This window comes from Methylobacterium sp. OAE515 (assembly GCF_041806315.1).
Lineage (GTDB): Bacteria > Pseudomonadota > Alphaproteobacteria > Rhizobiales > Beijerinckiaceae > Methylobacterium > Methylobacterium tardum.
Map to the genome: position 1 here is coordinate 3,971,912 of NZ_JBGMUV010000001.1, position 21,117 is coordinate 3,993,028.

General features: G+C 67.5%; 22 protein-coding genes. 8 read left to right on the top strand and 14 right to left on the bottom strand.

Going from position 1 to position 21,117, the window contains the following annotated elements:
- Nucleotides 1–1,010: 1,010 nt before the first annotated feature.
- A complete protein-coding gene (locus tag ABIE45_RS19420) occupies nt 1,011–1,715 on the bottom strand; it encodes a BA14K family protein (protein WP_192709517.1) in 705 nt (234 codons plus the stop codon).
- A 639-nt stretch (nt 1,716–2,354) separates the two neighbouring features.
- Here ABIE45_RS19420 and ABIE45_RS19425 point away from each other — a divergent pair.
- From ABIE45_RS19425 to ABIE45_RS19435, 3 genes are all read left to right on the top strand, one after another.
- Nucleotides 2,355–2,573, top strand: coding sequence for a hypothetical protein (locus tag ABIE45_RS19425; RefSeq protein ID WP_192709518.1), 219 nt, complete (start codon nt 2,355–2,357; stop codon nt 2,571–2,573).
- Between the two features lie 231 nt (nt 2,574–2,804).
- Nucleotides 2,805–3,287 carry a hypothetical protein gene (locus ABIE45_RS19430; protein WP_192709519.1) on the top strand — a complete coding sequence of 161 codons (483 nt, stop codon included), beginning with the start codon at nt 2,805–2,807 and terminating at the stop codon, nt 3,285–3,287.
- Between the two features lie 214 nt (nt 3,288–3,501).
- The gene (locus tag ABIE45_RS19435; RefSeq protein WP_192709520.1) at nt 3,502–3,744 is read left to right on the top strand and encodes a hypothetical protein; all 243 of its coding nucleotides are present in this window, start codon (nt 3,502–3,504) and stop codon (nt 3,742–3,744) included.
- A gap of 45 nt (nt 3,745–3,789) precedes the next feature.
- On the opposite strand, the gene ABIE45_RS19440 is transcribed toward ABIE45_RS19435, so the two are convergent.
- The 7 genes from ABIE45_RS19440 to ABIE45_RS19470 form a co-directional block, all read right to left on the bottom strand.
- Nucleotides 3,790–3,969, bottom strand: a complete 180-nt coding sequence (locus tag ABIE45_RS19440) for a hypothetical protein (protein ID WP_192709521.1) — start codon at nt 3,967–3,969, stop codon at nt 3,790–3,792.
- A 91-nt stretch (nt 3,970–4,060) separates the two neighbouring features.
- Nucleotides 4,061–4,228, bottom strand: coding sequence for a hypothetical protein (locus tag ABIE45_RS19445; RefSeq protein WP_192709522.1), 168 nt, complete (start codon nt 4,226–4,228; stop codon nt 4,061–4,063).
- A 170-nt stretch (nt 4,229–4,398) separates the two neighbouring features.
- The gene (locus tag ABIE45_RS19450) at nt 4,399–6,048 is read right to left on the bottom strand and encodes a porin (RefSeq protein ID WP_192709523.1); all 1,650 of its coding nucleotides are present in this window, start codon (nt 6,046–6,048) and stop codon (nt 4,399–4,401) included.
- Nucleotides 6,049–6,548: 500 nt separating this feature from the next.
- Nucleotides 6,549–6,734 carry a hypothetical protein gene (locus tag ABIE45_RS19455; protein WP_192709524.1) on the bottom strand — a complete coding sequence of 62 codons (186 nt, stop codon included), beginning with the start codon at nt 6,732–6,734 and terminating at the stop codon, nt 6,549–6,551.
- A gap of 2 nt (nt 6,735–6,736) precedes the next feature.
- Nucleotides 6,737–6,943 (bottom strand): hypothetical protein, encoded by a 207-nt coding sequence (locus tag ABIE45_RS19460; RefSeq protein ID WP_192709525.1) that lies wholly within the window; start codon nt 6,941–6,943, stop codon nt 6,737–6,739.
- Nucleotides 6,940–7,242, bottom strand: coding sequence for a hypothetical protein (locus tag ABIE45_RS19465; RefSeq protein ID WP_192709526.1), 303 nt, complete (start codon nt 7,240–7,242; stop codon nt 6,940–6,942). The genes ABIE45_RS19460 and ABIE45_RS19465 overlap by 4 nt, the downstream gene beginning before the upstream one ends.
- The gene (locus tag ABIE45_RS19470) at nt 7,239–7,505 is read right to left on the bottom strand and encodes a hypothetical protein (protein ID WP_192709527.1); all 267 of its coding nucleotides are present in this window, start codon (nt 7,503–7,505) and stop codon (nt 7,239–7,241) included. The genes ABIE45_RS19465 and ABIE45_RS19470 overlap by 4 nt, the downstream gene beginning before the upstream one ends.
- A gap of 599 nt (nt 7,506–8,104) precedes the next feature.
- On the opposite strand from ABIE45_RS19470, the gene ABIE45_RS19475 reads away from it, so the two are divergent.
- Nucleotides 8,105–9,247 (top strand): Fic family protein, encoded by a 1,143-nt coding sequence (locus ABIE45_RS19475; protein ID WP_373622483.1) that lies wholly within the window; start codon nt 8,105–8,107, stop codon nt 9,245–9,247.
- A 91-nt stretch (nt 9,248–9,338) separates the two neighbouring features.
- On the opposite strand, the gene ABIE45_RS19480 is transcribed toward ABIE45_RS19475, so the two are convergent.
- The 5 genes from ABIE45_RS19480 to ABIE45_RS19500 all read right to left on the bottom strand — a co-directional run bounded on the left by ABIE45_RS19480 (nt 9,339) and on the right by ABIE45_RS19500 (nt 16,616).
- Nucleotides 9,339–9,752 (bottom strand): globin family protein, encoded by a 414-nt coding sequence (locus ABIE45_RS19480; RefSeq protein WP_192709528.1) that lies wholly within the window; start codon nt 9,750–9,752, stop codon nt 9,339–9,341.
- 67 nt (nt 9,753–9,819) lie between these two features.
- A complete protein-coding gene (locus ABIE45_RS19485) occupies nt 9,820–12,696 on the bottom strand; it encodes an EAL domain-containing protein (RefSeq protein ID WP_373622892.1) in 2,877 nt (958 codons plus the stop codon).
- A gap of 224 nt (nt 12,697–12,920) precedes the next feature.
- Entirely contained in the window at nt 12,921–14,216 is a 1,296-nt protein-coding gene (locus tag ABIE45_RS19490) for a pitrilysin family protein (protein ID WP_192709530.1), read from the bottom strand.
- 7 nt (nt 14,217–14,223) lie between these two features.
- Nucleotides 14,224–15,636, bottom strand: a complete 1,413-nt coding sequence (gene thrC / locus ABIE45_RS19495; protein ID WP_192709531.1) for a threonine synthase — start codon at nt 15,634–15,636, stop codon at nt 14,224–14,226.
- A gap of 623 nt (nt 15,637–16,259) precedes the next feature.
- Nucleotides 16,260–16,616 (bottom strand): DUF4864 domain-containing protein, encoded by a 357-nt coding sequence (locus tag ABIE45_RS19500; RefSeq protein ID WP_373622484.1) that lies wholly within the window; start codon nt 16,614–16,616, stop codon nt 16,260–16,262.
- 419 nt (nt 16,617–17,035) lie between these two features.
- Here ABIE45_RS19500 and rutA point away from each other — a divergent pair, with 419 nt between their 5' ends.
- From rutA to rutD, 4 genes are read left to right on the top strand one after another with little or no spacing between them, the layout of a single operon-like run.
- Nucleotides 17,036–18,130, top strand: a complete 1,095-nt coding sequence (gene rutA, locus ABIE45_RS19505; protein ID WP_192709559.1) for a pyrimidine utilization protein A — start codon at nt 17,036–17,038, stop codon at nt 18,128–18,130.
- Nucleotides 18,130–18,867 carry a pyrimidine utilization protein B gene (rutB, locus tag ABIE45_RS19510; protein WP_192709533.1) on the top strand — a complete coding sequence of 246 codons (738 nt, stop codon included), beginning with the start codon at nt 18,130–18,132 and terminating at the stop codon, nt 18,865–18,867. The genes rutA and rutB overlap by 1 nt, the downstream gene beginning before the upstream one ends.
- A gap of 43 nt (nt 18,868–18,910) precedes the next feature.
- Nucleotides 18,911–19,297: a pyrimidine utilization protein C gene (gene rutC, locus ABIE45_RS19515; RefSeq protein WP_192709534.1), complete on the top strand. Its 387-nt coding sequence runs from the start codon at nt 18,911–18,913 to the stop codon at nt 19,295–19,297.
- On the top strand, nt 19,294–20,085 hold the full coding sequence (gene rutD / locus ABIE45_RS19520; protein ID WP_192709535.1) for a pyrimidine utilization protein D: 792 nt from the start codon (nt 19,294–19,296) through the stop codon (nt 20,083–20,085). The genes rutC and rutD overlap by 4 nt, the downstream gene beginning before the upstream one ends.
- A 7-nt stretch (nt 20,086–20,092) precedes the next feature.
- Here rutD and ABIE45_RS19525 read toward each other — a convergent pair whose 3' ends face one another.
- A complete protein-coding gene (locus ABIE45_RS19525) occupies nt 20,093–20,992 on the bottom strand; it encodes a DUF2142 domain-containing protein (RefSeq protein ID WP_192709536.1) in 900 nt (299 codons plus the stop codon).
- Nucleotides 20,993–21,117 lie beyond the last annotated feature (125 nt).

Below are 21,117 nucleotides of genomic sequence, written 5' to 3' on the forward strand. Positions count from 1 at the left end.
GTCGACGCGATAGGCGGTTGCCGGAAGATCGTAGGCTCGTAGAACCACGCCGACCGCGTCTCGGTCGACGCCCTGCTCTATAGCAAGGCGTCCGTCTCGGAAATTGATCGTGTCGCCTGCTGCCAGATTGTTCATCTGCTTTCGAAGCTCCAACTACCCCTTGATCATTGCGGGACAGAGTTTCGAAGCCGGAGTCAATCCGGCCCCGTGAGCAGATCGGGGCGGGGCCGAGCGGCCATAATGCTGCTGTCGGCTCCTCGGTGCCGTCGCCCGCAGCGGTTCTCCTACGCATCCTAAAGGTCTTGGCGTCTGGGGGTGTCCTCAATCCGTCCCCACTGGCCGCAGGGCTCTGGCAGGATGAGGCGGCGCTCCGAGTCGCTGAAAGCGTTCCGGACACGATCGCAGTGTTAGGGCTGTTGGTCTGTGGGCGGAGGATGGAATGGTCCGTGTCAAACGGACAGGTGCTGATGTCGCACGTCAGGAAGGGACGTCCTGGTACGGACGTGGCGCCGGACAATAGCGCTTCCTTAGGCTCCTCTGCCTGACCAGAAGGGGCGTGCCGCTTCAAGGGCCGGCCGGCAAACAGGCGCTGCGTCAGCCAAGAGTATCTCTGGTTTTGCATTCCCGATCCAGACTTGCGCGACGCTCGATACCGCCCACCAAGGATCGCTCGTGGCTCGGTCCACGATTGCTGGTCTCGCCGCCTGGGCACAATTGGCAAGGTCATTGACGACTGCCTGCGGTGCACGAGCTGCCTTAAGCTTCTCAGCGACTTCGGCTTGGAGTGGCTCCAAGAGGAAGAAGGAGATGAGAGCGGCAATAAACTCCTGCATGGCACGTTATCCGTCGCTGGCCTGTCATTCAAAGCATCGGCGCTCGCGCCGATTTCAATTTGCTGGGCAGTAAGCATAATTGGACGCCAGCTCTCGAGGTGCCCGCCCTCTCGTCTCGACTGCCCAGCAGCATAGGTTGAGATCCTCCGCCGTCATGGCTTTCGGGACGGTTCCGGCCTAGCGGCAAGGATGACGCCGACCGTCCCGACCTAAGTATGTTCCTGTGCGCGGATCATAAGATCGGAAACGACGTGCGCAGTAGCCGTCGTCGTCTGTGAACCGGTACGACTCGCCGTCGGCGTAGCCGTAAGTTACCGGCACGTAGTCATCGTAATAACCACGCCCGTAGCCGTAGCTATAGGCCGGATAACCGTAGCCGCCGTAGAGGCCTCCCACGGCCAGGCCAAGGCCGAGTCCGCCGAGCCCATATCCGCGCCGGGCATAGCCGTAGCTGTAGGGCCGTCCATAGAAGCCGCGGTTGAAGCCATGATGGCGATGATGACCGTAGCCGCGATGGACGCCGACCCCGTGCCCGAACCCGGGGTTGAAAAGACCACCGCCAGCAGCCTGCCGTCCGAAATTGTGGTTGCCGAAGCCGTGATTGTTGAAGCCGCCGCCGACAGCGGCGGCCGGCCCGGGATTGTGATTTCCGAACCCTCGATTGGCGAAGCCGCCACCCGCCGCGCCAGCCCCGAAGCTGTGATTGCCGAAGCCGTGATTGCTGAAGCCACCGCCGCCCGTGGCGGGCGCGGCCCCGAAGTTGTGGTTGCCGAAACCGTGATTGGCAAAGCTCCCGCCCGCCTGCGCCTTGGCCTCAATCGGCATGCTCACTATGGCACCGGCAAGGATTGCTGATGCAATCGCTATGACCGTCTGGTTCATGGTCGCCACTCTGGCTGTTTAGTGTTGATATGGATCAACGTTCCGCCGGAGCCGTCCAATCCCCCTCCCTTCCGTCCTCCGAGCGGGGGCAGGCTTAAAATATAAATTAATCGATACTGGCGGATTAAGAGTCTGACTGATTCGTGCAATCTAGATTACTGCAAATTTGATCGTCATCAATAGATACGCAGCTTATCCCATGTAAATCTCGAACGGGTGCCGCGTTGTTCAAGCATTTTCACCTGAAAGGATGCCCGGTTGGCATCAAGTCGACAATTCTTATTGCTCCTCCTGCCCTGATAGATCCTGGGATGATCTTTGCCCAGTCTGCTGCTCCCGGCTCTCCACAACCAGGCGGAGCTATGATTTAGCCTTAGCCCAACACGACCGGCACCGATCGAAATGTGGTCATCTCCCGCAGGGCCACTGGCGCTAAGACCACAACGACGAATTCGGCTGCTGGCGGCAACGCGGGCCAACCTGAACGGGCGGTGCCGAGCGGCAGGGCTGGCAGCAGCAACAACCGTTAAGGCGTCGACTCGAACGTTGGCATTGCGTCCTTATAAGCCGGCCCGACCTTCCGCCCACCGTCGCCTCCTGGCGCGACCAGATCGAGCGCTTTGAGCCCGCGGGCCGCCCATGGCATGGGAAGCCATGACCTATCGTGTTGAGTTTCGCAGAGACGGTGCTGTGATCGGTGAGGCCGAGGGCTTTGAAGATCGGGATGCGGCCAAGCGGCTCGCAGAAGCAGAGATCGCCGAACGCGACGCCGAGATCGCACTCGTGATCGACGTGGATGGGACCGGGATGGAGGTCGCGTCCATCAGACTGGACGCCATGATGTGGGACGACGAGTAAGCGCTGCACCGGGTCGCTTCTCCAGCTACCGGACGAAGCCGGGGCAGGTGTGGGGGGCGCCGGTCTGGGAGTTCGCGGCGCGGGGCAGCGGAAGCGCCTGACGCATCTCGCGTTTCCCAACGTCATCCACACCGCTCCACCGCGATCTCGGCCGGCCCTGCCGCTGCAGGTTGAAGCGCACCGCCGCCTCGGGTCTGTTCCGTGTTCGTTCGCGAGCGGAGGAGCACCAGAATGGGGCGTCTGGGCGATGCGCAGCCTGGCCGGGTCTACGTGGACTGCGCCTCCTGTAAGCGCTCGGGGCGCTACACCGTCGCCAGCCTGATTGATCGCTATGGGGCGGACATCTCGACGGTCGACGTGCTGCGGCACCTGACGGCCTCGTGCCGCTATCAGCGGCCGCCCGGCGCGCCGCCCGCGCGGAAGTACGAGCACCTCTGCCTCGCCGCGATCACGCTGCCGCAGCCGGCGAAGCAGATCCCGCCGGTGCCGCCCGGCGTGCCCTACACAATCGAGGTATGGCGCGAGACCGGCGGCAACATCGAGCTGCACCTCGCGACGATCTATCCGCTGACGCTGGCCAAGGCCGCCTTCGATGCCGCGTGCAGGGAATGGCCGACGCACGAGGTCACTCTACGAGACCGGGCGCGGATCATTGAGCGGCGGGAGCGGCCGCCGCAGAGCGCCAGCGCGTCGGAGTCCGGCAGGTCTGGCTGAACGTGAAGCCGTCCGCCTCCAGACGCACCAGCGCGCGGGCCGCCCGGAGGTGACATCAAACCTCCTGCCGTCGGTTTTCGGTCGCAAGGAATCGCGACGGGAATGCCTACTTACGGTGAACCTTCTCGCGCTAAGCTCGTTTCCGCGAGGTCCAAGGGCATGCGCGAATTTGCCCGCGTCGGTCGACGCTTCCGAGTTGAGCATGGAGGCTGGTTTGACCGACATGACGTCGCAAGGCGATACGAAGTATGATCTTCGTGCCGAAGAGATGCTCCGCAGGATCGCTGATGCTGTAGGTGTTCCACCTGCGATCTTCAGAGAAAGCAGAGCAACTGAAGCAGAATTGGATCAGACGTTGGAGATGCTGCAGCTATGGGCTCAGTTGAGTAAATCTTCGGATCGCCGCAAGCTCCTAGCGTTCGCCCGCGCGTTGATCGGCGGAAATGCTCATCCGTAAAGATCACGGGTATCTCGGCGCTCCAAGGACCTATCTAAGGTTCAATCAGCCGGCGCGATCTTGCCGCCGCTCCACCTCATCCTCGGCCGCGTGCTGCTTCTTCGTGGCGATCAGCATGTCGAGGTAGGCGATGGCCGACTCGTGAACCTGGATGGCGCGTATGTCGCTGAGCGCCTGCGCGATCTGCCAACGGTGCCAGGAGCGCAGATTAGAGAGCGCCTGCAAGGTAGCCCTTCTGCTCGTCGGTCATGACGTGGAGCCGTGCTGTATCGCATCCGTCAGAGCCCGGGCGATCACCTTCGCCGCCTCGACGCCCTCAGCCGGTGAGACGACGCCTCGTCTGGGTCTGCCGCTCCCGCCCGGCTGCCACGTAGATGTAGGCCGCGACCACGTCACCCGAATCCATCACCTTCACGGCTTCCTCGAGCTGCACGATCCCCAGCGGGAGCGTGAGGCCGAAGGGGTTGGCTGGTGCTTCAGGCATCCGCATCCTCGACCAGCCCGCGGCTGGCCGCGAGGCGCCATAAGTCGGCTCCAACGCGCTCGCGCCGCCCGCAACAAAAAGCCCGGCCGTAAGGCCGGGCTAGTAGGGTCCCTTTGCACGGGGACATCAAGACCAGGAAGCTTTGGAGAACAACCGGTCCCGATTGGGGATTAGAAGTCGCGCTGGACGCGGAAGCGGATCTGCGAGACCGAGTCCTGCGAAGCGGTGCGCGGCACGAAGGTGCCGGCGTTGATCGCAGCAACCTGGTTGTATGCGCCCGGGTTCTTGTCGAGGTCGATCGCGCGGCCGTTCTTCAGGCCGATCTGCGTGTAGAAGCCTTCCACGCCGATATCGAGGTCCTTCACCGGCGACCAGATGATGCTGGCACCCGCCACGAACTGGTAGGTGTCGCGCAGCGCCTGGCTGAGCTGGTAGAACCGGGTACCCGGAACGCCGACGGCGTTCGTGCCGAAGGTGGGAGCGCCGGTGAGACCGCTCACGAGGCCGTAGATCGCGCCCTGAGCCGCACGCGCGCCCTGGGAGAAGCTCTGCTCACCGTAGGAGCCGAAGAAGGCCGAGCGCCACTCCGGCGACCAGTAGTGCAGGTACGAAGCCGTGGCAGTGAAGCTAGTCGACGTCTCCAGCTGGCCGGTGAACGGGTTGATCGTCGCGTCCGAGAAGTACTGTGCGAACTTCTGGCCCTGGATGGTGGTCGTGCTCTGGATGTACGAGCCGGTGTACGAAGAGTAGCCGGTGTAGAGCTGCGCGCCATCGCCGTAGGCGCCCTGCAGGTAGAGGGCGTCGCCCGGGGCGATGAACGGCATGTTGATCTTCAGGCCGCCCTGGATCGCCCAACCCTGAACGTTCTTGGTGTGCGCCGGCACCAGGATGGGCCCGGCACCGAGACCGCCGGCATTGGCGGCGCTCGACAGGTTGCCGACGTTCAGCTCGTGGGTGGCGGCCGAGAGCTGGGCCGAACCCCAGGCCTGGTCGAGGCGCACGACGCCGACGAAGTCGGGCAGACGCGACTTCTCGATGCTGTCCACCAGCCCGAACCGATTGGGACCGACGAAGATCGGCGTCGGCTGGACGGTCACGCCGAAGTTCGAGGCGCTGCCGGTGGAGACAGTCGGCGAGACGCCGAACGGCGAGAAGATCGGGGTGCGGCGGAAGACCGGATCTTCGATCGAGATCGTGGCCGACAGGCCGTTGCCGATCGTGGCCGTGTAGGCGAGCAGGTTGGTCGAGAACACGTCCGAGCCGAGCGTGGCACCAGCGAACTCGAAGTCGTGGGCGTAGAAGTCGAAGAACGAGGAGGCGCGACCGGCGGTGAGGCCGGCGAACTGGATGAACGCCTTGTCGACGTTCATGTACTGCTGGTCGCGGCCGAACTGGTCGGTACCAATACCGGCATAGGCCTGGCCGATGCGCTGCTGGGTGCCGGAGGTGCCGACGCCGGAGTAGCCGGTGCGGGCGCCGGCATCGAGGCGGACGAAGGCGCGCAGGGTGCCGTAGGCGGTCTGGGTGCGGGCATCGAGGTTGATGCGCATCCGGCCCTGGTAGCCTGACGTGTCGCCGATGTTGTTGCCGTACTGGCGCGAGTAGCTGGTCTGGTAGCCACCCTCGAACCGGGCGCGGCCCGAGATGCGCAGGCAGGTATCGGTGCCGGGGATGTAGAAGAAGCCGGCGCCGTAGGCGGTGCAGACGCGGACGTACTCGATCGGAACCGCCTTCTTCACCGGAAGATCGGCGGCGTGCGCGGCGCCAACTGCGGCGAACGCAGCAGCCGACCCCAACAGAGAACTCTTCAGGAATTTCATCAGCAACCCCAAAACTTCGAGACCCGGAACTGCGGCCCTGCCTGATTTTTCAGGTCGTACCGCCGGTTGTTATTCGGGCCCGCGTCTTGGTGGCGTGCTCCGGCAGGCCTCACGTCGCGGCGGCTTGCTGATGCAGGATCATGCCTGAATTGTTACGCTCAGCAATAAGTTTTCTAGCCAGACACATTCGTTCCGTGGGACCGTATCAATCTTATCACAAACACGTGATCTGCCCGTTCGGTGGCAGCAAACACCGAACGGCGGCTTCTGATCCTTTCTCTCCGCGTGCGCCCTGATGTCAGGCGCTCAGGCCATCTGACGCTTGGTCTTCCGAGCCGCATGATCGGTCATGGTTCGCTCCCGATCACACATCCCAGCGCGCTCGGTAATCTCCGTCGCAGTCGAGGGCTCGGTCCTAAACGCAGCCAGAATGCGTGGAGAAATGATCAGGCGCGGCCGCACGTCGTGTGGCGAGGTGGCCTTTCGGCATCAGCGCCCGGCTATTGAATTCGGCCTGGCCCGTCCATAAGGCCCTGGCGCAGGGCGAGCGCTAGCAGGTCTCCGAGCGTGATCCACTCGCCGCCGTCCACCTGCCAGTGCTCGAAATCCTCGTCGGGCACGACAGTGTGGCCCAATGCGATCAGCGCCTCGACGGCCTCAAGGATCGGGTCGGCCTCGTCGCTCATTGCTATGCCGACGCTACCGCCAGCATCCACTTGCGAGCCCAGCCTATGCGCTCCTCGTCCGTGTGCACCGGCATGTCAGCGACGACCTGCTCGACGATCCGCCGCGTGTTCCCCTCGTCCAAGCCGAGCCCGCGCGCGAACCTGTCCAGCCGCCGCATCATGTGCTGGATCGCGGCGCGCTCGAGCGTGGCTTCGGGATCGTCGCTCATGGCTCGTTCTGCCACTTCCGCGCGGCCTCGGCTGACCTTCCATCCTCCTGCGCCGCCGTTTGCATGATGCTCTCCAACAGCGCGAGAGCCTCGTCGCGGTGTCCATCGGAACTTTTCGCTATTTGGCGGGAAAGCCGAGCGGCATGCCTCAAGCCCTCGCTGTTCGCCGTGTCGAACGCCGTCAGCACAGCGTTGAGCACGCTGTTCCGCTCCGCCGCGGTGCCCTTCAGGTACGGGGCGAGGAAGGCCACGAGCTGCGCCTTCCATATGGCCCGATCCCTTGGCGTGTCGTCGCTCATCCCTGGACCGGGAAGCCCAGGATCACGGCGGTCATCACCATCGTGCGGCGCAGGCCGGGCGTGGTGGCCTTTTCCGCGAGCAGCTTCTTGGCCTGCGGGTGCATCTCGATCGCCTTGGCCACGTCGATCGTGTGCCCGGACTTGAAGGCGAACGGCTTGGCGTTCTCGTCCTTCAGGTAGGCGGCGGTGGCCGCCTCGATCTCGTCGTCCGTCACCTCGGACTTCCGGCGCAGGTCGCCGACGCTGGGGATCTCTTTGGCCATGGCGAAGAGCTATGGCAGGCGCGGTTTGGTGTCCACGAGCATCCGACCCGTATGCGTCTGGACCGTCAAGCTTCCGGGTGCCTGCGAAGGGCGATTTCGGAGGCGGAAAGTTTGACGACCCTTTGGCTGGCCAGCATTTCCGCCCCGCCTGTCACGCCGGAATTCGAAGGCAGGGGAGGGGACCGCATCACGAAGCCCCGCGGCAAGGCCTCAGGTAACGGCGGCAATCTGCAAAGGAATCACTGACGGCGCTACCGGACGCCTCGTGACAGTGGCGCTTTGCGCACGCAGCTCATCACCGCAGTGACAAGGCCGAGCATCGTTCCCTAATCGCATCAGGGGGGCATTCAGAATTATTCATACGAATTCAAAAAAATCATATTCTACAGATACTTGACAACGTCAGCGCCACCATACGTTTTTTGATTTTCATTCCAGGCAAATTTTGAAAGGCAACCGAGTTTGCCTGTCACGCGTGAGAGGCAAAACGGTTTGATTATCAAAAACGTCGATCTTTGATAGACAAACGGTGTTGTCTTGCGCTAGGTGCAATCAAACGCCGTTGCCTATCAAACAGGTCATTTTTTGAGAGCCAACCTGTGAGCCAGCCTTCTCCAAACGGGTACGATCTGCGCGATGCCGTTCCGTACCACTACGGCAAGTTCCCCCCGGCAGGCATCGACTACGGACGGTTAATGATGCTGGTGTCCAGCGCCTCGGAGGCGCTGGCGCGCTACGACCAAATGCTGAAGGGCCTGCACAACAGCAGCCTGCTCCTTGCGCCATTGCAGAGCCAGGAAGCTGTCGTCTCGTCGCGTATGGAGGGGACCGTGAGCACCTTGGATGAGGTGCTGCGGTACGAGGCCGACCGCGAAGACAGCGAGGGCGAGGCCGAGGCGAAATACAGGAGCGAAGCCATCGAGGTGTGGCTTTACAGCCGCGCCCTTCGTCTCAGCCAGCAACGGATCAAAGAAGGCCAGCCGATATCCAAATTTCTACTCCGATCAACCCACAATGTTCTTCTTGGGTATGGACGCGGCGCAGCGATGTCTCCGGGAGAATTCAAAACTGAACAAAACTATTTAGTCGACAGATCGCGCCGCAAAGTACAATTTGTGCCCATCCGTCCAGAAAATCTGAACGACGGATTGGATGCCATGATGACGTTTATGGATAATACAGATTGGGAAATATTGATACGCACTGCACTGGTTCATCTAGAATTTGAAGCACTGCACCCATTCAAGGATGGCAACGGACGCATTGGACGAATGCTCATTCCCTTGATGCTTTGGAAGCATGGGAAAATATCCGAACCATATTTCTATATGAGTGGGTATCTTGAGCAACGCAGGGACGATTACATCGATAAAATGCGGGCTGTGTCCGCCAACGATGAATGGACCGAATGGGTGATCTTTTTTCTTGAAGCCATAGAAGCTCAAGCGCAGAAAAACTTGCAAGTGGCAGAGCAGATCAGATCGCTATACGAAGAAATGAAGGAGCGCTTCAGATCTGTTTTGTCCTCGCAGTGGGGTGTCGCTGCGCTGGACTTCGTTTTTACGAGGCCAGTTTTTCGGAACAACGTCTTTACCACGAGATCGGGCATACCCTCGGCAACTGCTTACCGGTTTGTCCGCGCCCTACAGGAGGCCAAGCTTCTGGAGGTTGTTTCTCCATCAGCAGGTAGGCGGCCGGCGATGTACTCGTTCGAACCGCTCCTGGCTCTGGTTCGTGGCTAACGGTGGAACGCTGTGACCGCGCGTTCCACCAGGAACGCTCCTCAACCCTCTCAGAGGCTTAGCCTTGAGGGGGCCTTAAACCGATCGCGTGTCACGCCGCTTCCGCCGCCGCCTGCTGCATCACCCGGGCGACGAGCGTGTAGGTCTCGGTCCAGGCCTCCCGCACCTCCGGGGTGAAATCCGGGCCCAGGCCCTGCTCCAGGGTCCACAGCAGGGCGGCGCCCACCGGCTCGTAATGGGCGGCCTGCGTGCCGTAGGCCACGTGCTTGCGTCCGAGGTCCTGGAGCGCAGGGACCACGGTCTCCGGATGGGCGAGATTGGCCACCGCCAGTCCCAGCATGGCCATCAGTTTCTGCTTCTGCTCGGCCATGTCCTCGGGGAAGAGCGCGCGGACCTGCGGGGCGATTTCGAACAGGCGCCCGTAGAACAGGTCGGCCGCCGTCCCGGCGATCGGCCGCACCTTCGCGAAGCTGTCCTGCACGCGCTTGATCTGTTCGGGCGTCATCGCATCCCCTGCCGCCGGGTTGATCTTTGGTCGGCAGTATACCTGATCCCCCGCTCCGGAACGAACCTCAGGCCGCTTCCGGGGCCGCTCCGACGATCTGCCGGGCCTGCAGCAGGGTCATGGGCTCGCCAAAGGCGGGACCCAGCGCGTATTCGCAGCCGAGCCCGGCCAGTGCCTGGGCGTCGGCTTCCGATTCGCAGCCCTCCGCCACGATGGCGAGGTTCAACTCGCTCGCCATGCGGACGATCGAGCGCAGGATCGCGGTCTGTCCGGTGCCGATCTGGCGCACGAAGGTCGCGTCGACCTTGATCGTGTCGAACGGGAAGCGCTGGAGATAGGAGAGCGCCGAGTAGCCGGTGCCGAAATCCGACAGGCACAGGCCGGCGCCGAGGTCGTGGATCCGCGCCAGCATCTGGGCGGCGTATTCCGGGTTCTCCATCACGAGGCTCTCGCTGAATTCCAGCTTGAGCGAGCCGGGCAGGGCCCCGGAACGGGCCAGCACGGTCTTCACGTCGTGCAGGAGATCGTGGCGCAGGAGCTGGCGCGAGGACAGGTTGCAGGCCGCGAAGATCGGCGGCTCGACCTCCAGGGAGCGCTGCCACGCCGCGAGTTCGAGGGCGGTGCGCTCCAGGGCGAAGATGCCGAGATTGACGATGAAGCCGCTCTCCTCGGCGAGCGGCAGGAAGGTCGAGGCGGGGATGCGCCCGAGCTTCGGGTGGTCCCAGCGCAGCACCGTCTCGAAGCCCGCCACGGTGCGGTCCTCGAGCCGCACCACCGGCAGGAACAGGACGCGCATCTCGTTGCGCTCGATCGCCTTGCGCAGGTCGCTCTCCAGCATCATCCGGTCCGAGCGATCGGTGCGCATATGGGCCCGGAACACCTCGATCCGGTCGCCGCCGTTGCGCTTGGCCTGGATCATGGCGATCTCGGCGCTCTTGAACACCTCGTCGCGCTTGAGGTTGGCCCCCGCCTCGTGGAGGGCGAGGCCGATCGAGACGGTGAGGAAAATCTCCCGGTCCGCGTAGGTGATCGGGGTCGCGATCGCCCGGCGGATCATCTCGGCGAAGGCCAGGATCCGATCGGGGTCGCGCTCGGAGAGCAGGATCACGGCGAACTCGTCGCCGGCGACCCGGGCGAGGGTATCCTGCGGCCGCAGCAGGCGGCCGAGCCGGCGCGAGAGGGTCAGCAGGATCGAATCACCCGCCGACAGGCCGATCGCGTCGTTGATGCCCTTGAACCGGTCGACATCGAGCGCGATCACGGTGGGCTTGAGGCGCGGGTCCTGGCCAGCGAAGGCGAGCGCCGCGTCGAGGCGATCGCCGAACAATTCCCGGTTGGGCAGGCCGGTGAGGCTGTCGTGGACGGCGTCGTGGAGCAGGCGCTCCTCCGCGGTCTTGATCTCGGTGACGTCCGCGATGGTGCCGACCACCCGGATCACCTCGCCGTCGGCGCCGATCACCGGCCGCGCCTTCAGCCGGTACCAGAAGAAGGTGCCGGCGGCCGAGCGCAGGCGGAAGTCGTGGACGATGCGGCCGCGCCGCTCCTCGATCACCGTGTCGAGGGCCGCCGAGTAGCGCTCCACGTCGAACGGGTGCAGCGCCCCGAGCCAGTTGGTCGCCGGCCCCTCCAGGGTCCCGCGGGCGAGGCCGAGCTGGCCCTCGATCTCCGGACCGACGAAGACCCGGTCGGCCGGCACGTCCCAGTCGAACACCACGTCGCCCGCGCCGGTGAGCGCCAGCGCCCGCCGCTCCGTGTCGGAGACCAGGGCGTGGCTGAGGCCGCCCCCCGCGAAGGCGTGCTGGAGCACCGTGAAGCCGATCAGCATCACGATCAGCACGAGGCCGCCGATCAGCGCCGGCTGCACGAGGTCGCTGCCGATCTGGCCGGTGACCGCGAAGCCCGCCGCCGTCACCCAGACGACAAGGAGCAGCCAGGTCGGCACCAGCAGGATCGCGCGGTCGTAGCCGTTATGGGCGGCGAGGTAGAGGATCAGCAGCAGCCCGATGCCGGCCACGGCCGCGATGGAGATCCGCGCCACGCCCGCCGCCACCGGCGGGTCGAACACCGCGAGCCCCACGAGGCCCGCCAGGAAGGCGAGCCAGAAGAACGCCACGTGGCTGTAGCGCACGTGCCAGCGGGCGAGGTTGAGATAGGCGAACAGGAAGACCAGCAGCGTCGCCCCGAGCACCGCCTCGGCGGAGGCGCGGTAGACCCGCTCGGCCAGTTCCGTGACCGGAAAGACCCGCTGCAGGAAGCCGAAATCGATGCAGGCATAGGCGAGCACCGACCATGCCAGCGCCGCGGCGGCGGGGAAGATGATCGCGCCCTTGACCACGAACACGATGGTCAGGAACAGCGCCAGCAGGCCGCTGATGCCGATGATGATGCCCTTGTAGAGGGTCAGGCCGGCGGCCTTCCGCCGGTAGGCGTCTTGGTCCCAGAGATGGAGCTGGGGGACGTTGGAGCCGCGCAGCTCGGCGACGTAGGTGACGGTCGTGCCGGGATCGAGCGTGATGGTGAACTGGTCGGCTTCCGGGTTCTCGTCGCGTTCCGGGCGGATGCCCTGGCTCGCCGTGATGGCGGCGATGCGCGAGCCGCCGAGATCGGGCCAGATCACCCCGGAATCGACCAGCCGGAAATGCGGCGCGACCAGGATGCGGTCGATCTGCTCGTCGGTGTCGTTGGTAAGCGCGAACACGATCCAGTCGGGCCGGGCGCCGGCGTCGCGCGCCTTGACGACGATGCGGCGGACGATGCCGTCCTTGCCGGGCGCCGTGGAGATCTGGATCAGGTCGCCGTCCGAGCGGTAGCGCTCGATCGCGGTGGTCAGATCGATCACCGGCGCGTCGAGGGTGACGCGCACCGCCTCTACGGCCCGGGCCGGCCCACCCAGCGCGAGGGTACCGACGAGGCCGCCGACCAGGGTCAGGAGGAGGGCGAGGATGCGCAAGGGTATCGTGACTTCCGGCCGTACGAGAAGCGGCGTCGGCCGCCCGTGCGGCCTCGATCGATAGGCGTGGGCCTGACCCGGGGCAAGCGCGCTCCGGGGCCGGTCCACCGCCCGCGGATCGCGCCCCTTTGCGGCCAAATCAAGTTGGGTGGGGCGTGAGGCAGCCATTCCGCCGCCCTCTCCGTCATCGCGAGGGCAGCGAAGACGGCGCGGCCGTCTCAGGCCGCCCGGAGCGCACCCGCGATTCTGTCGAGGCTGGGCAGCTTGCGGATCGGGCCGATCGCCGCCAGCGTCGGTGTCCCCTGCAGCATCGCGGCCGCCGCGGCGCGGACGTCCTCGACCGTGACGGCATCGACCTTGTCGATCACCTCCCCGGCGGGAATCACCCGGCCCCAGGCCAGGATCTGGCGGGCGTTGCGCTCGATCCGCCCGCCCGGCGTCTCCAGGGCCGAGAGCAGCGACACCTTCAGCTGCGCCTTGGCGCGGGCGATCTCGATGGCGTCGAGGTCGCGGGCCGCCCGAGTGGTGGCGGCGAGCGTCACGTCCACGAGTTCGGGCAGGTCCGCCCCCGCGGTGCCGGCGCCGATGCCGAACAGGCCGCAATCGGAGAACGGCCAGTGGAAGGCCTGGATCTCGTAGGCGAGGCCGCGGGTCTCGCGCACCTCCTGCCAGAGCCGCGAGGTCAGGCCGCCGCCCAGAACCTGCGCGAACATGTGGAGCGCGTAGTAGCCCTCGTCCCGGAACGACAGGCCCGGCAGGCCGATCACCACGTTGGCCTGCTCGAGCTTGCGCGGCATCCGCCGCTCGCCGCCGCCGTAGACCCCCGGCACCGCCGCAGGCGCGGCCTTGGCGGGGAGAGCGCCGAAATGGCGCTCGGCCGCCGCCACGATCGCCTCATGGGCCACGGCGCCGGCCCCGGCCACGACGATGCGGTCCGGCGTGTATTCCCGGTCGAGATAGGCGCGGATGCCGGCCTCGTCGAAGCTCCGGATCGTCTCGGGCCGTCCCAGGATCGGCCGGCCGACCGGCTGGTCCGGGAAGGCGGCCTCCGTGAAGGCGTCGTAGACCACGTCGTCGGGTGTGTCCTCGACGGCGGCGTATTCCTGCAGGATGACGCCCTTCTCCCGGGCAAGCTCGCCCGCGTCGAACACCGAGTCGGTGAGGATGTCGCCGATCACGTCGAGGGCGAGGCCGGCATCCTCGCCGAGCACGCGGGCGGTGTAGCTCGTACCTTCCGTAGAGGTGGCGGCGTTGATCTCGCCGCCGACATTCTCGATCTCCTCGGCGATCCTCTGCGCCGAGCGCGTCCGCGTCCCCTTGAACGCCATGTGCTCGATGAGGTGGGACAGGCCCGCCTCGTCGGCGCGCTCGTTGCGCGAGCCGGCGCCGACCCAGACGCCGAGGCTGGCGGTGGCCACGCCCGGCATCGGCTCGGTCACCACCGTCACGCCGTTCGGAAGCTGTGTCGTGCGCAGGGACGGCGAGGCCGCGTGCGTGGAGAAGTGCTGGTTCATCGCGGGCTCACGCACCCCTCGTGATGCGGGCGCGCTCGCGAATCAGCGCCTCCACGGCGGCCTGATCGTTGGCCACCCGGGTCAGGCGCTCGGGCCGGTCCATCAGGTCGGCCAGGTGCGGCGGGAGGGGCGGGCGCAGGCCGCCCGTGGCCTTGGCGACCGCGTCCGGGAACTTCGCCGGATGCGCGGTGGCGAGCGCCACCACCGGGGTCGCCGGATCCTGCTCCAGCAGCCGCCGCCCGGCCCGCACGCCGATGGCGCTGTGGGGATCGAGCACCACGCCGGTGGCGGCCTGGGTCAGGGCGATCTCCGCCATGACGTCGGATTCCGGCACCGCCACGGCGTCGAACTCGGACCGGACCGTGGCCAGCACCTCGGGGCTCAGCGAGAACCCGCCGGACTGCTTCAGCCCGGCCATCAGCCGCGATAGAGACGAGGCATCGCGCCCCAGCGCCTCGAACAGCAGCCGCTCGAAGTTCGACGAGATCTGGATGTCCATGGAGGGCGAGGTGGTGGGCACCACGCCGCGCAGCTCGTAGGCGCCGTGCTCCAGGGTGCGCACCAGGATGTCGTTGGCGTTGGTGCCGATCATCAGCCTCTGGACCGGCAGGCCCATCTGCTTGGCGACCCAGCCGGCGAGCACGTCGCCGAAATTGCCGGTCGGCACCGCGAAGGAGACCGGGCGGTGAGGGGAGCCCAACGCCACCGCGCTGGTGAAGTAGTAGACCGCCTGCGCCGCGACTCGGGCCCAGTTGATCGAGTTGACGCCCGAGAGTCGCACCGCGTCGGCGAAATCGGCGTGCTGGAACAGGGCTTTGACCAGGTTCTGGCAATCGTCGAAGGTGCCGTCGATCGCGAGCGCGTGGACGTTCTGCGCCGGGACCGAGGTCATCTGCCGCCGCTGCACCTCCGAGACCCGCCCGTGCGGGTAGAGGATGAACACGTCGACCCGGTCGAGACCGCCGAAGGCCTCGACCGCCGCCGATCCGGTATCGCCGGACGTCGCGCCCACGATGGTGGCGCGGGCGCCGCGCTGGGTCAGGACATGGTCCATCAGCCGCCCGAGCAGCTGCATCGCCACGTCCTTGAAGGCGAGCGTCGGCCCGTGGAAGAGTTCCAGCAGGAACAGGTTGTCGTCGAGCTGGGTCAGCGGGCAGACCGCCGGGTGGCGGAACGTCGCGTAGGCCCCGTCGATCATCCGGTCGAGGTCCGGGCCGGCGATGTCGCCGTCGATCAGCGGGCGCAGCACCCGCTTGGCGGCCTCCGCGTAGGGCCGGCCCGCTAGGGCGGCGATCTCCGGACGGCCGATCTGCGGCCAGGTCTGCGGCACGTAGAGCCCGCCGTCGCGGGCGAGGCCCGCCAGGAGCGCATCCGAGAACGAGAGCGGCGCGGCCTCGCCGCGAGTCGAGACGTGGAGCACAGGGTCCTCCGAGGGGAAGGCGCCCCCTCTACACGATGCCGGCGGCCCTGTCGAAAGCCCGGGCCGCGCGACCGGTCTGCGCGGGCGGCGGCCCGGGCCTTTAACCGGGGCTGAACGGGCCGGTTCAGGGCCGGTTTCGCGGGTGCGCCGTAGAGCCTGACCGGCTCCACGGCACCCGAGCCGGCGGGGCGGATCGAGCCTCAGGAGAGCCGACATGACCCGAATCATCGCCCTCGCCGGCGTCGCGGCGCTGCTGTCCGGCACCTTGGCCTTCGCGCAGACGCCGCCTCCGGCCCCCCGGCGGTCCGCGGCCCGGCCCCGAGGCCGGCGCACCGCCCCCGCCGCCTCTCCCGGGTGGTCCCCGCCGCGGCCCGGATGCCGACGCGCCGCCCCCGCCACCCGGAGGTCCGCAGCGCGGCCCCGATGGCCCGCCGCCTCCCCCTCCGCCGAAGGGCGCACATTTCATCCTTGAGCGCGGCGATGCCCGCATCGACGTGAAATGCGCCGACGACGACCCGACGAAGGCCTGCGCCGACATCACCCTGCAGATGCTCGACAAGCTAACGACGCTGAAGTCAGAGCCCCGGTGAGGCTGGGCCCGCCGCCGGGCAGGCGGCGGGCCTTCAGGCGCTCGTACCCGGCGCCTTGATCAGGCGGCAGCCGGTGATCCGCCACTGGCCGTCCGCGTCCCGGACGAGGCTGTACTCGGCGGTCCAGTCGACGCCGTACTCGTCCTGGATCGCCACCGACTGGACCACGCCCGCCGCTTCCGTGTCGCGCGCCTCGCCGAACACGAAGCTGCGGTGGCGGTAGACCGGGCGGTACTGGTTCCGGACCATGCCGATGAACAGGTCGGCGTTCGGGAACAGCGCGCGGATCGCCGGGGCGGCCTGGTCGTAGGCGGTCTGCGCGTCGTCGCGGCTCAGCGCCTGCTCCTGCCGGGCGATGACCGCCCGGGCCCGCCGCGCGGGCGCCGTCATCGGCCGCCGCCGGTCCCGCGAGGACGAGGAGGAGGAGGGCGGGCCACGCGCGCATCGACGGTCACTCCGGCTGGACGGATCCGAATTCTATCATCGTGCCCTGGAAATGGTCCCTGGTCTGGCGAGGACAATCGGCCTGCGACCTCCCGGGCAAAGGGACCGCACGAAAACGCGTCTCGACTGGGCCAATTCTGCAGCCCGGCCGCGCGCACCGGTTGGGCACAGCCCGCGTTCCGTTTGTGCAAGCCGCTGGAATGATGGGCATTTTCGCGCCGAATCCGTGCCGCGGGTTTGACCCCCTGCCTGGGTTTTGCAAGCCTCCGCGGGCCGACTCGATTCCGGGGGGAACCGGCCAGGCGGAGCGCAGGACGATGACGGAGATCCACGCGGACGACGCCGCTGCCCGAGACGCCCGCCCCATGAGCGTCGGGGTGTTCATCCCGATCGGCAACAACGGCTGGCTCCTGTCGGAGAACGCCCCGCAATACCGCCCGAGCTTCGCGCTCAACAAGGCGGTCACCCTGAAGGCCGAGGGCTACGGGCTCGATTTCGCCCTGTCGATGATCAAGCTGCGCGGCTTCGGCGGCAAGACCGAGTTCTGGGACCACAATCTCGAATCCTTCACGCTGATGGCGGGGCTCGCCGCCGTTACCACCCGGATCAAGCTGTTCGCCACCGCGGCGACCCTGTGCCTGCCGCCCGCGATCGTCGCCCGCATGGCCGCGACGATCGACTCGATCTCCGACGGGCGCTTCGGCGTGAACCTCATCACCGGCTGGCAGAAGCCGGAATACGACCAGATGGGCCTGTGGCCGGGCGACGCATATTTCGCCAAGCGTTACGAGTACTTGGCCGAGTATACTCAGGTTTTGCGCGAGCTGTGGGAGACTGGGGCCAGCGACCTCAAGGGCACGTTCTTCCAGATGAACGATTGCCGCCTGAGCCCGCGGCCGCAGGCGCCGGTGAAGATCATCTGCGCCGGCCAGAGCGGCGCCGGGCTGGCCTTCACGGCGCGCTATGCCGACTACAATTTCTGCCTGGGCAAGGGGCTGAACACGCCGACCGCCTTCGCGCCGGTCGTGGAGAAGCTCGCGGAGGCCTGCGCGCAGAGCGGGCGTCGCGTGACCTGCTACGCCCTGTTCATGATCATCGCCGACGAGACCGAGGACGCCGCCATGGCCACCTGGGCGCACTACAAGGCGGGCGCAGATTCCGAGGCGATCGCATGGCTCGGCGTGCAGGGCGCGGCCGACACTAAGTCGGGCGGCGACACCAACGTGCGCCAGCTCGCCGACCCGACCTCGGCGGTGAACCTCAACATGGGCACCCTGGTGGGCAGCTACGCCCAGGTGGCCGCGATGCTCGACGAGATCATGACCATCGACGGGGTGGAGGGCGTGCTGCTGGTGTTCGACGATTTCCTCAAGGGTCTCGATGCGTTCGGGACGCGGATCCAGCCGCTGATGCAGGCGCGCCGGCACGTCGCCGCGCCGGCGCTGGCGGAGGTCGCCTGATGGCCGCGCCCGCCGGCTTCCGCGATGCCCGCGGCCGGCATGGCGCGGTCGTCCTGCCGGCCCGCCCCGAGCCGATCGCCCTCGACCCGGCCGCTACGGTCCTGATCGTCGTGGACATGCAGAACGCCTACGCGAGCGCGGGCGGCTACCTCGACCTCGCGGGGTTTGACGTGTCGGGCACCGGGCCGGTGATCGCCCGGATTGCCCGGGCGGTGGCGGCGGCGCGGGCGGCCGGGATCCGCGTCCTGTGGTTCCAGAACGGCTGGGACCCGGATTACGTCGAGGCCGGCGGGCCGGGCTCGCCGAACTGGCACAAGTCCAACGCGCTCAAGACCATGCGCCGGAATCCGGAGCGGAACGCGCAGCTCCTCGCCAGGGGATCCTGGGACTACGCCCTGGTTGACGCCCTGACGCCGGAGCCCGGCGACATCGTGATGGCCAAGCCGCGCTACAGCGGCTTCTACAACACCGCCCTCGACAGCACCCTGCGCGCCCGGGGGGTGAACACCCTGGTCTTCACCGGCATCGCCACCAACGTCTGCGTCGAGTCGACCCTGCGGGACGGGTTCCACCGGGAATATTTCGGCATCGTGCTGGCCGACGCCACCCGTCAGGCCGGGCCGGAGAGCCTGCAGGACTCCGCGCTCGCCAATATCGAGACCTTCTTCGGCTGGGTCTCGGACGTCTCCGCCTTCGAGGCGGCCCTGGACGCGCAGGCCCGCGCCGCGGCCGGGTAGAATCCCCGCCACCTCCATCCCCACCGCGAGAGTCCGAAAAAACATGCCCAAGCAGGTCGTGATACCGCCGGGAACCGGGAAGCCGCTGGCCCCCTACGTGCCGGGCACGCTGGCCGACGGGATCCTGTACGTCTCGGGAACGCTGCCGCTGGATGCGGACGCCAACGTGGTCCATGTCGGCGACGCGGCGGCCCAGGCCCGGCACGTGCTGGAGACCATCAAGGGCGTGGTCGAGGCCGCGGGCGGCACGATGGACGACGTCACCTTCAACCACGTCTTCCTGAAGGACTGGGCCGATTACGCGGCGATCAACGCCGTCTACGCGGCGTATTTTCCGGGCGACAAGCCGGCGCGCTACTGCATCCAGTGCGGTCTCGTGAAGCCGGACGCCCTGGTGGAGATCGCCTCCGTGGCGCATCTCGGCCGATGAGTCCCGGGACGGCCCCGCTCCATCACGCGGTGGCGGGCCCGGCGGACGGGCGGCCGGTCCTGCTCTCACCGGGGCTCGGCGGCGCGGCGGGCTACTTCGCGCCGCAGATGGCGGCCCTGACCGGGCGGTTCCGGGTCGTCGCCTACGACCACCGCGGCACCGGTCGCTCGCCCGACCGGCTCGGGCCGGACCACGACATCCCGGCCATGGCGCGGGACGCGCTCGCGGTGCTGGACGCCGCCGGCCTCGACCGGGCCGACGTGGTCGGCCACGCGCTGGGCGGCCTGATCGCCCTGCAGATGGCGCTCGCCGCGCCCGAACGGGTCGGGCGGATCGTGGTGATCAACGGCTGGGACGCCATGGACCCGGCCACCCGCCGCTGCTTCTCGGCCCGCCGGGCGATCCTGGCCGGGGGCGGCCCGGAAGCCTTCGTGCGGGCGCAGGCGATCTTCCTGTACCCGGCCCCCTGGTTGTCGGCCGAGGCCGAGCGGGTCGCGGCCGACGAGGCGCACGCGCTGGCGCATTTCCCCGGGCCGGAGACCGTCCTCACGCGCATCGGCGCCCTGGAGCGCTTCGCGATCGCCGACCGCCTGGGGGAGATCCCGCACGAGACCCTGGTGATGGCCGCCCGGGACGACGTGCTGGTGCCCTACACGCGCTCCGAGCGCCTCGCGGCGGCTTTGCCCAACGCCCGCCTCGACCTCGCCCCCGAGGGCGGTCACGCCCACAGCGTCACCCGGCCGGATGCCTTCAACCGGGTGCTGCTGGATTTCCTCGACCGGCCCTGAACCGCCCTCACGCCAACCGAAGCACGACGGCCAGCGCCGCGATGTTCGCCGCCGCCGCGAGCACCGGGAGCAGGGCGGGCCAACGCAGGGAGGCCGCGGTGCCGATCCGCCCCCGGGCGAAGGCCGGAACCAGCAGCGCTCCCAGCGGCAGCAGATCGCCGACCTGCAGTCCGTCGGCATGTCCGGCGGGGGCGAGCGCCTGCGCCAGCACCACCAGCCACAGACCCAGCACCGCGCATCCGACGAGCCAGAGACGCTCCGCCAGTGGTGCCAGGGGGCCGCGCCGCAGGGCGAGGGGCGTCACCAGCAGGGCCAGAGCCCACACGCCGTAGAGGGCAGAGGGCCAGGACGGGGACGGGGCGGCCTCGCCCCCGGCCCCGGCGGCGAGCGACGTCCGGAAGAGGGTGGGCAGAAGGGCGGGCAGGAGCGCGAGAACCGCGGGTGCCAGGTGATCCCGGCCGAAGCGGCCGAACCGCCCCGTCGGCGGGAACGGCACCAGCAGCATCCCGGCGAGCGGCGCGCAGGCCGGCCGGGCCAGCACCGCCAGGGCGATCGCCAGCGTCGCGGCGGCAAGGCGCGCAGGCCTTCCACGGCCCGTCAGAGGCCGGGGCGTGAGCAGCGCGGCGGCGAGGGCGGCCAGCGCGATCACGACACCCTCCGGGCCGGTCGCGGCCGCGAGCGAGCCCGGCAGGCAGAGCAGCGCGAACAGCGCCGCGCGCCCCCGGGCGGCCAGCATCAGGGCGGAGAGGCCGAGACCCAGGAACAGGGCGACGTGGGCGAGCCGGCCGACGGTGTCCGGGGCAGGGCCGGGCGGGCCGGTCAGCGCCAGGGCGACGCAGACCGGCAGGCCGAGGCCCAGGAAGGCGAGGCCCCAGAACCGGGCGCCATCGGCCGAGAGCCGATTCACGGCCGCACCGTCATCGGCGCGGCGCCGTCATCCCGGGCAGTTCCGCCGGTCGGAGGGCCGGCGGCTGTTTCAGTGGCGCTTGGGGTCGCGTGCGGCATCGCGGATCCAGGCTCGGCGCAGCCGTC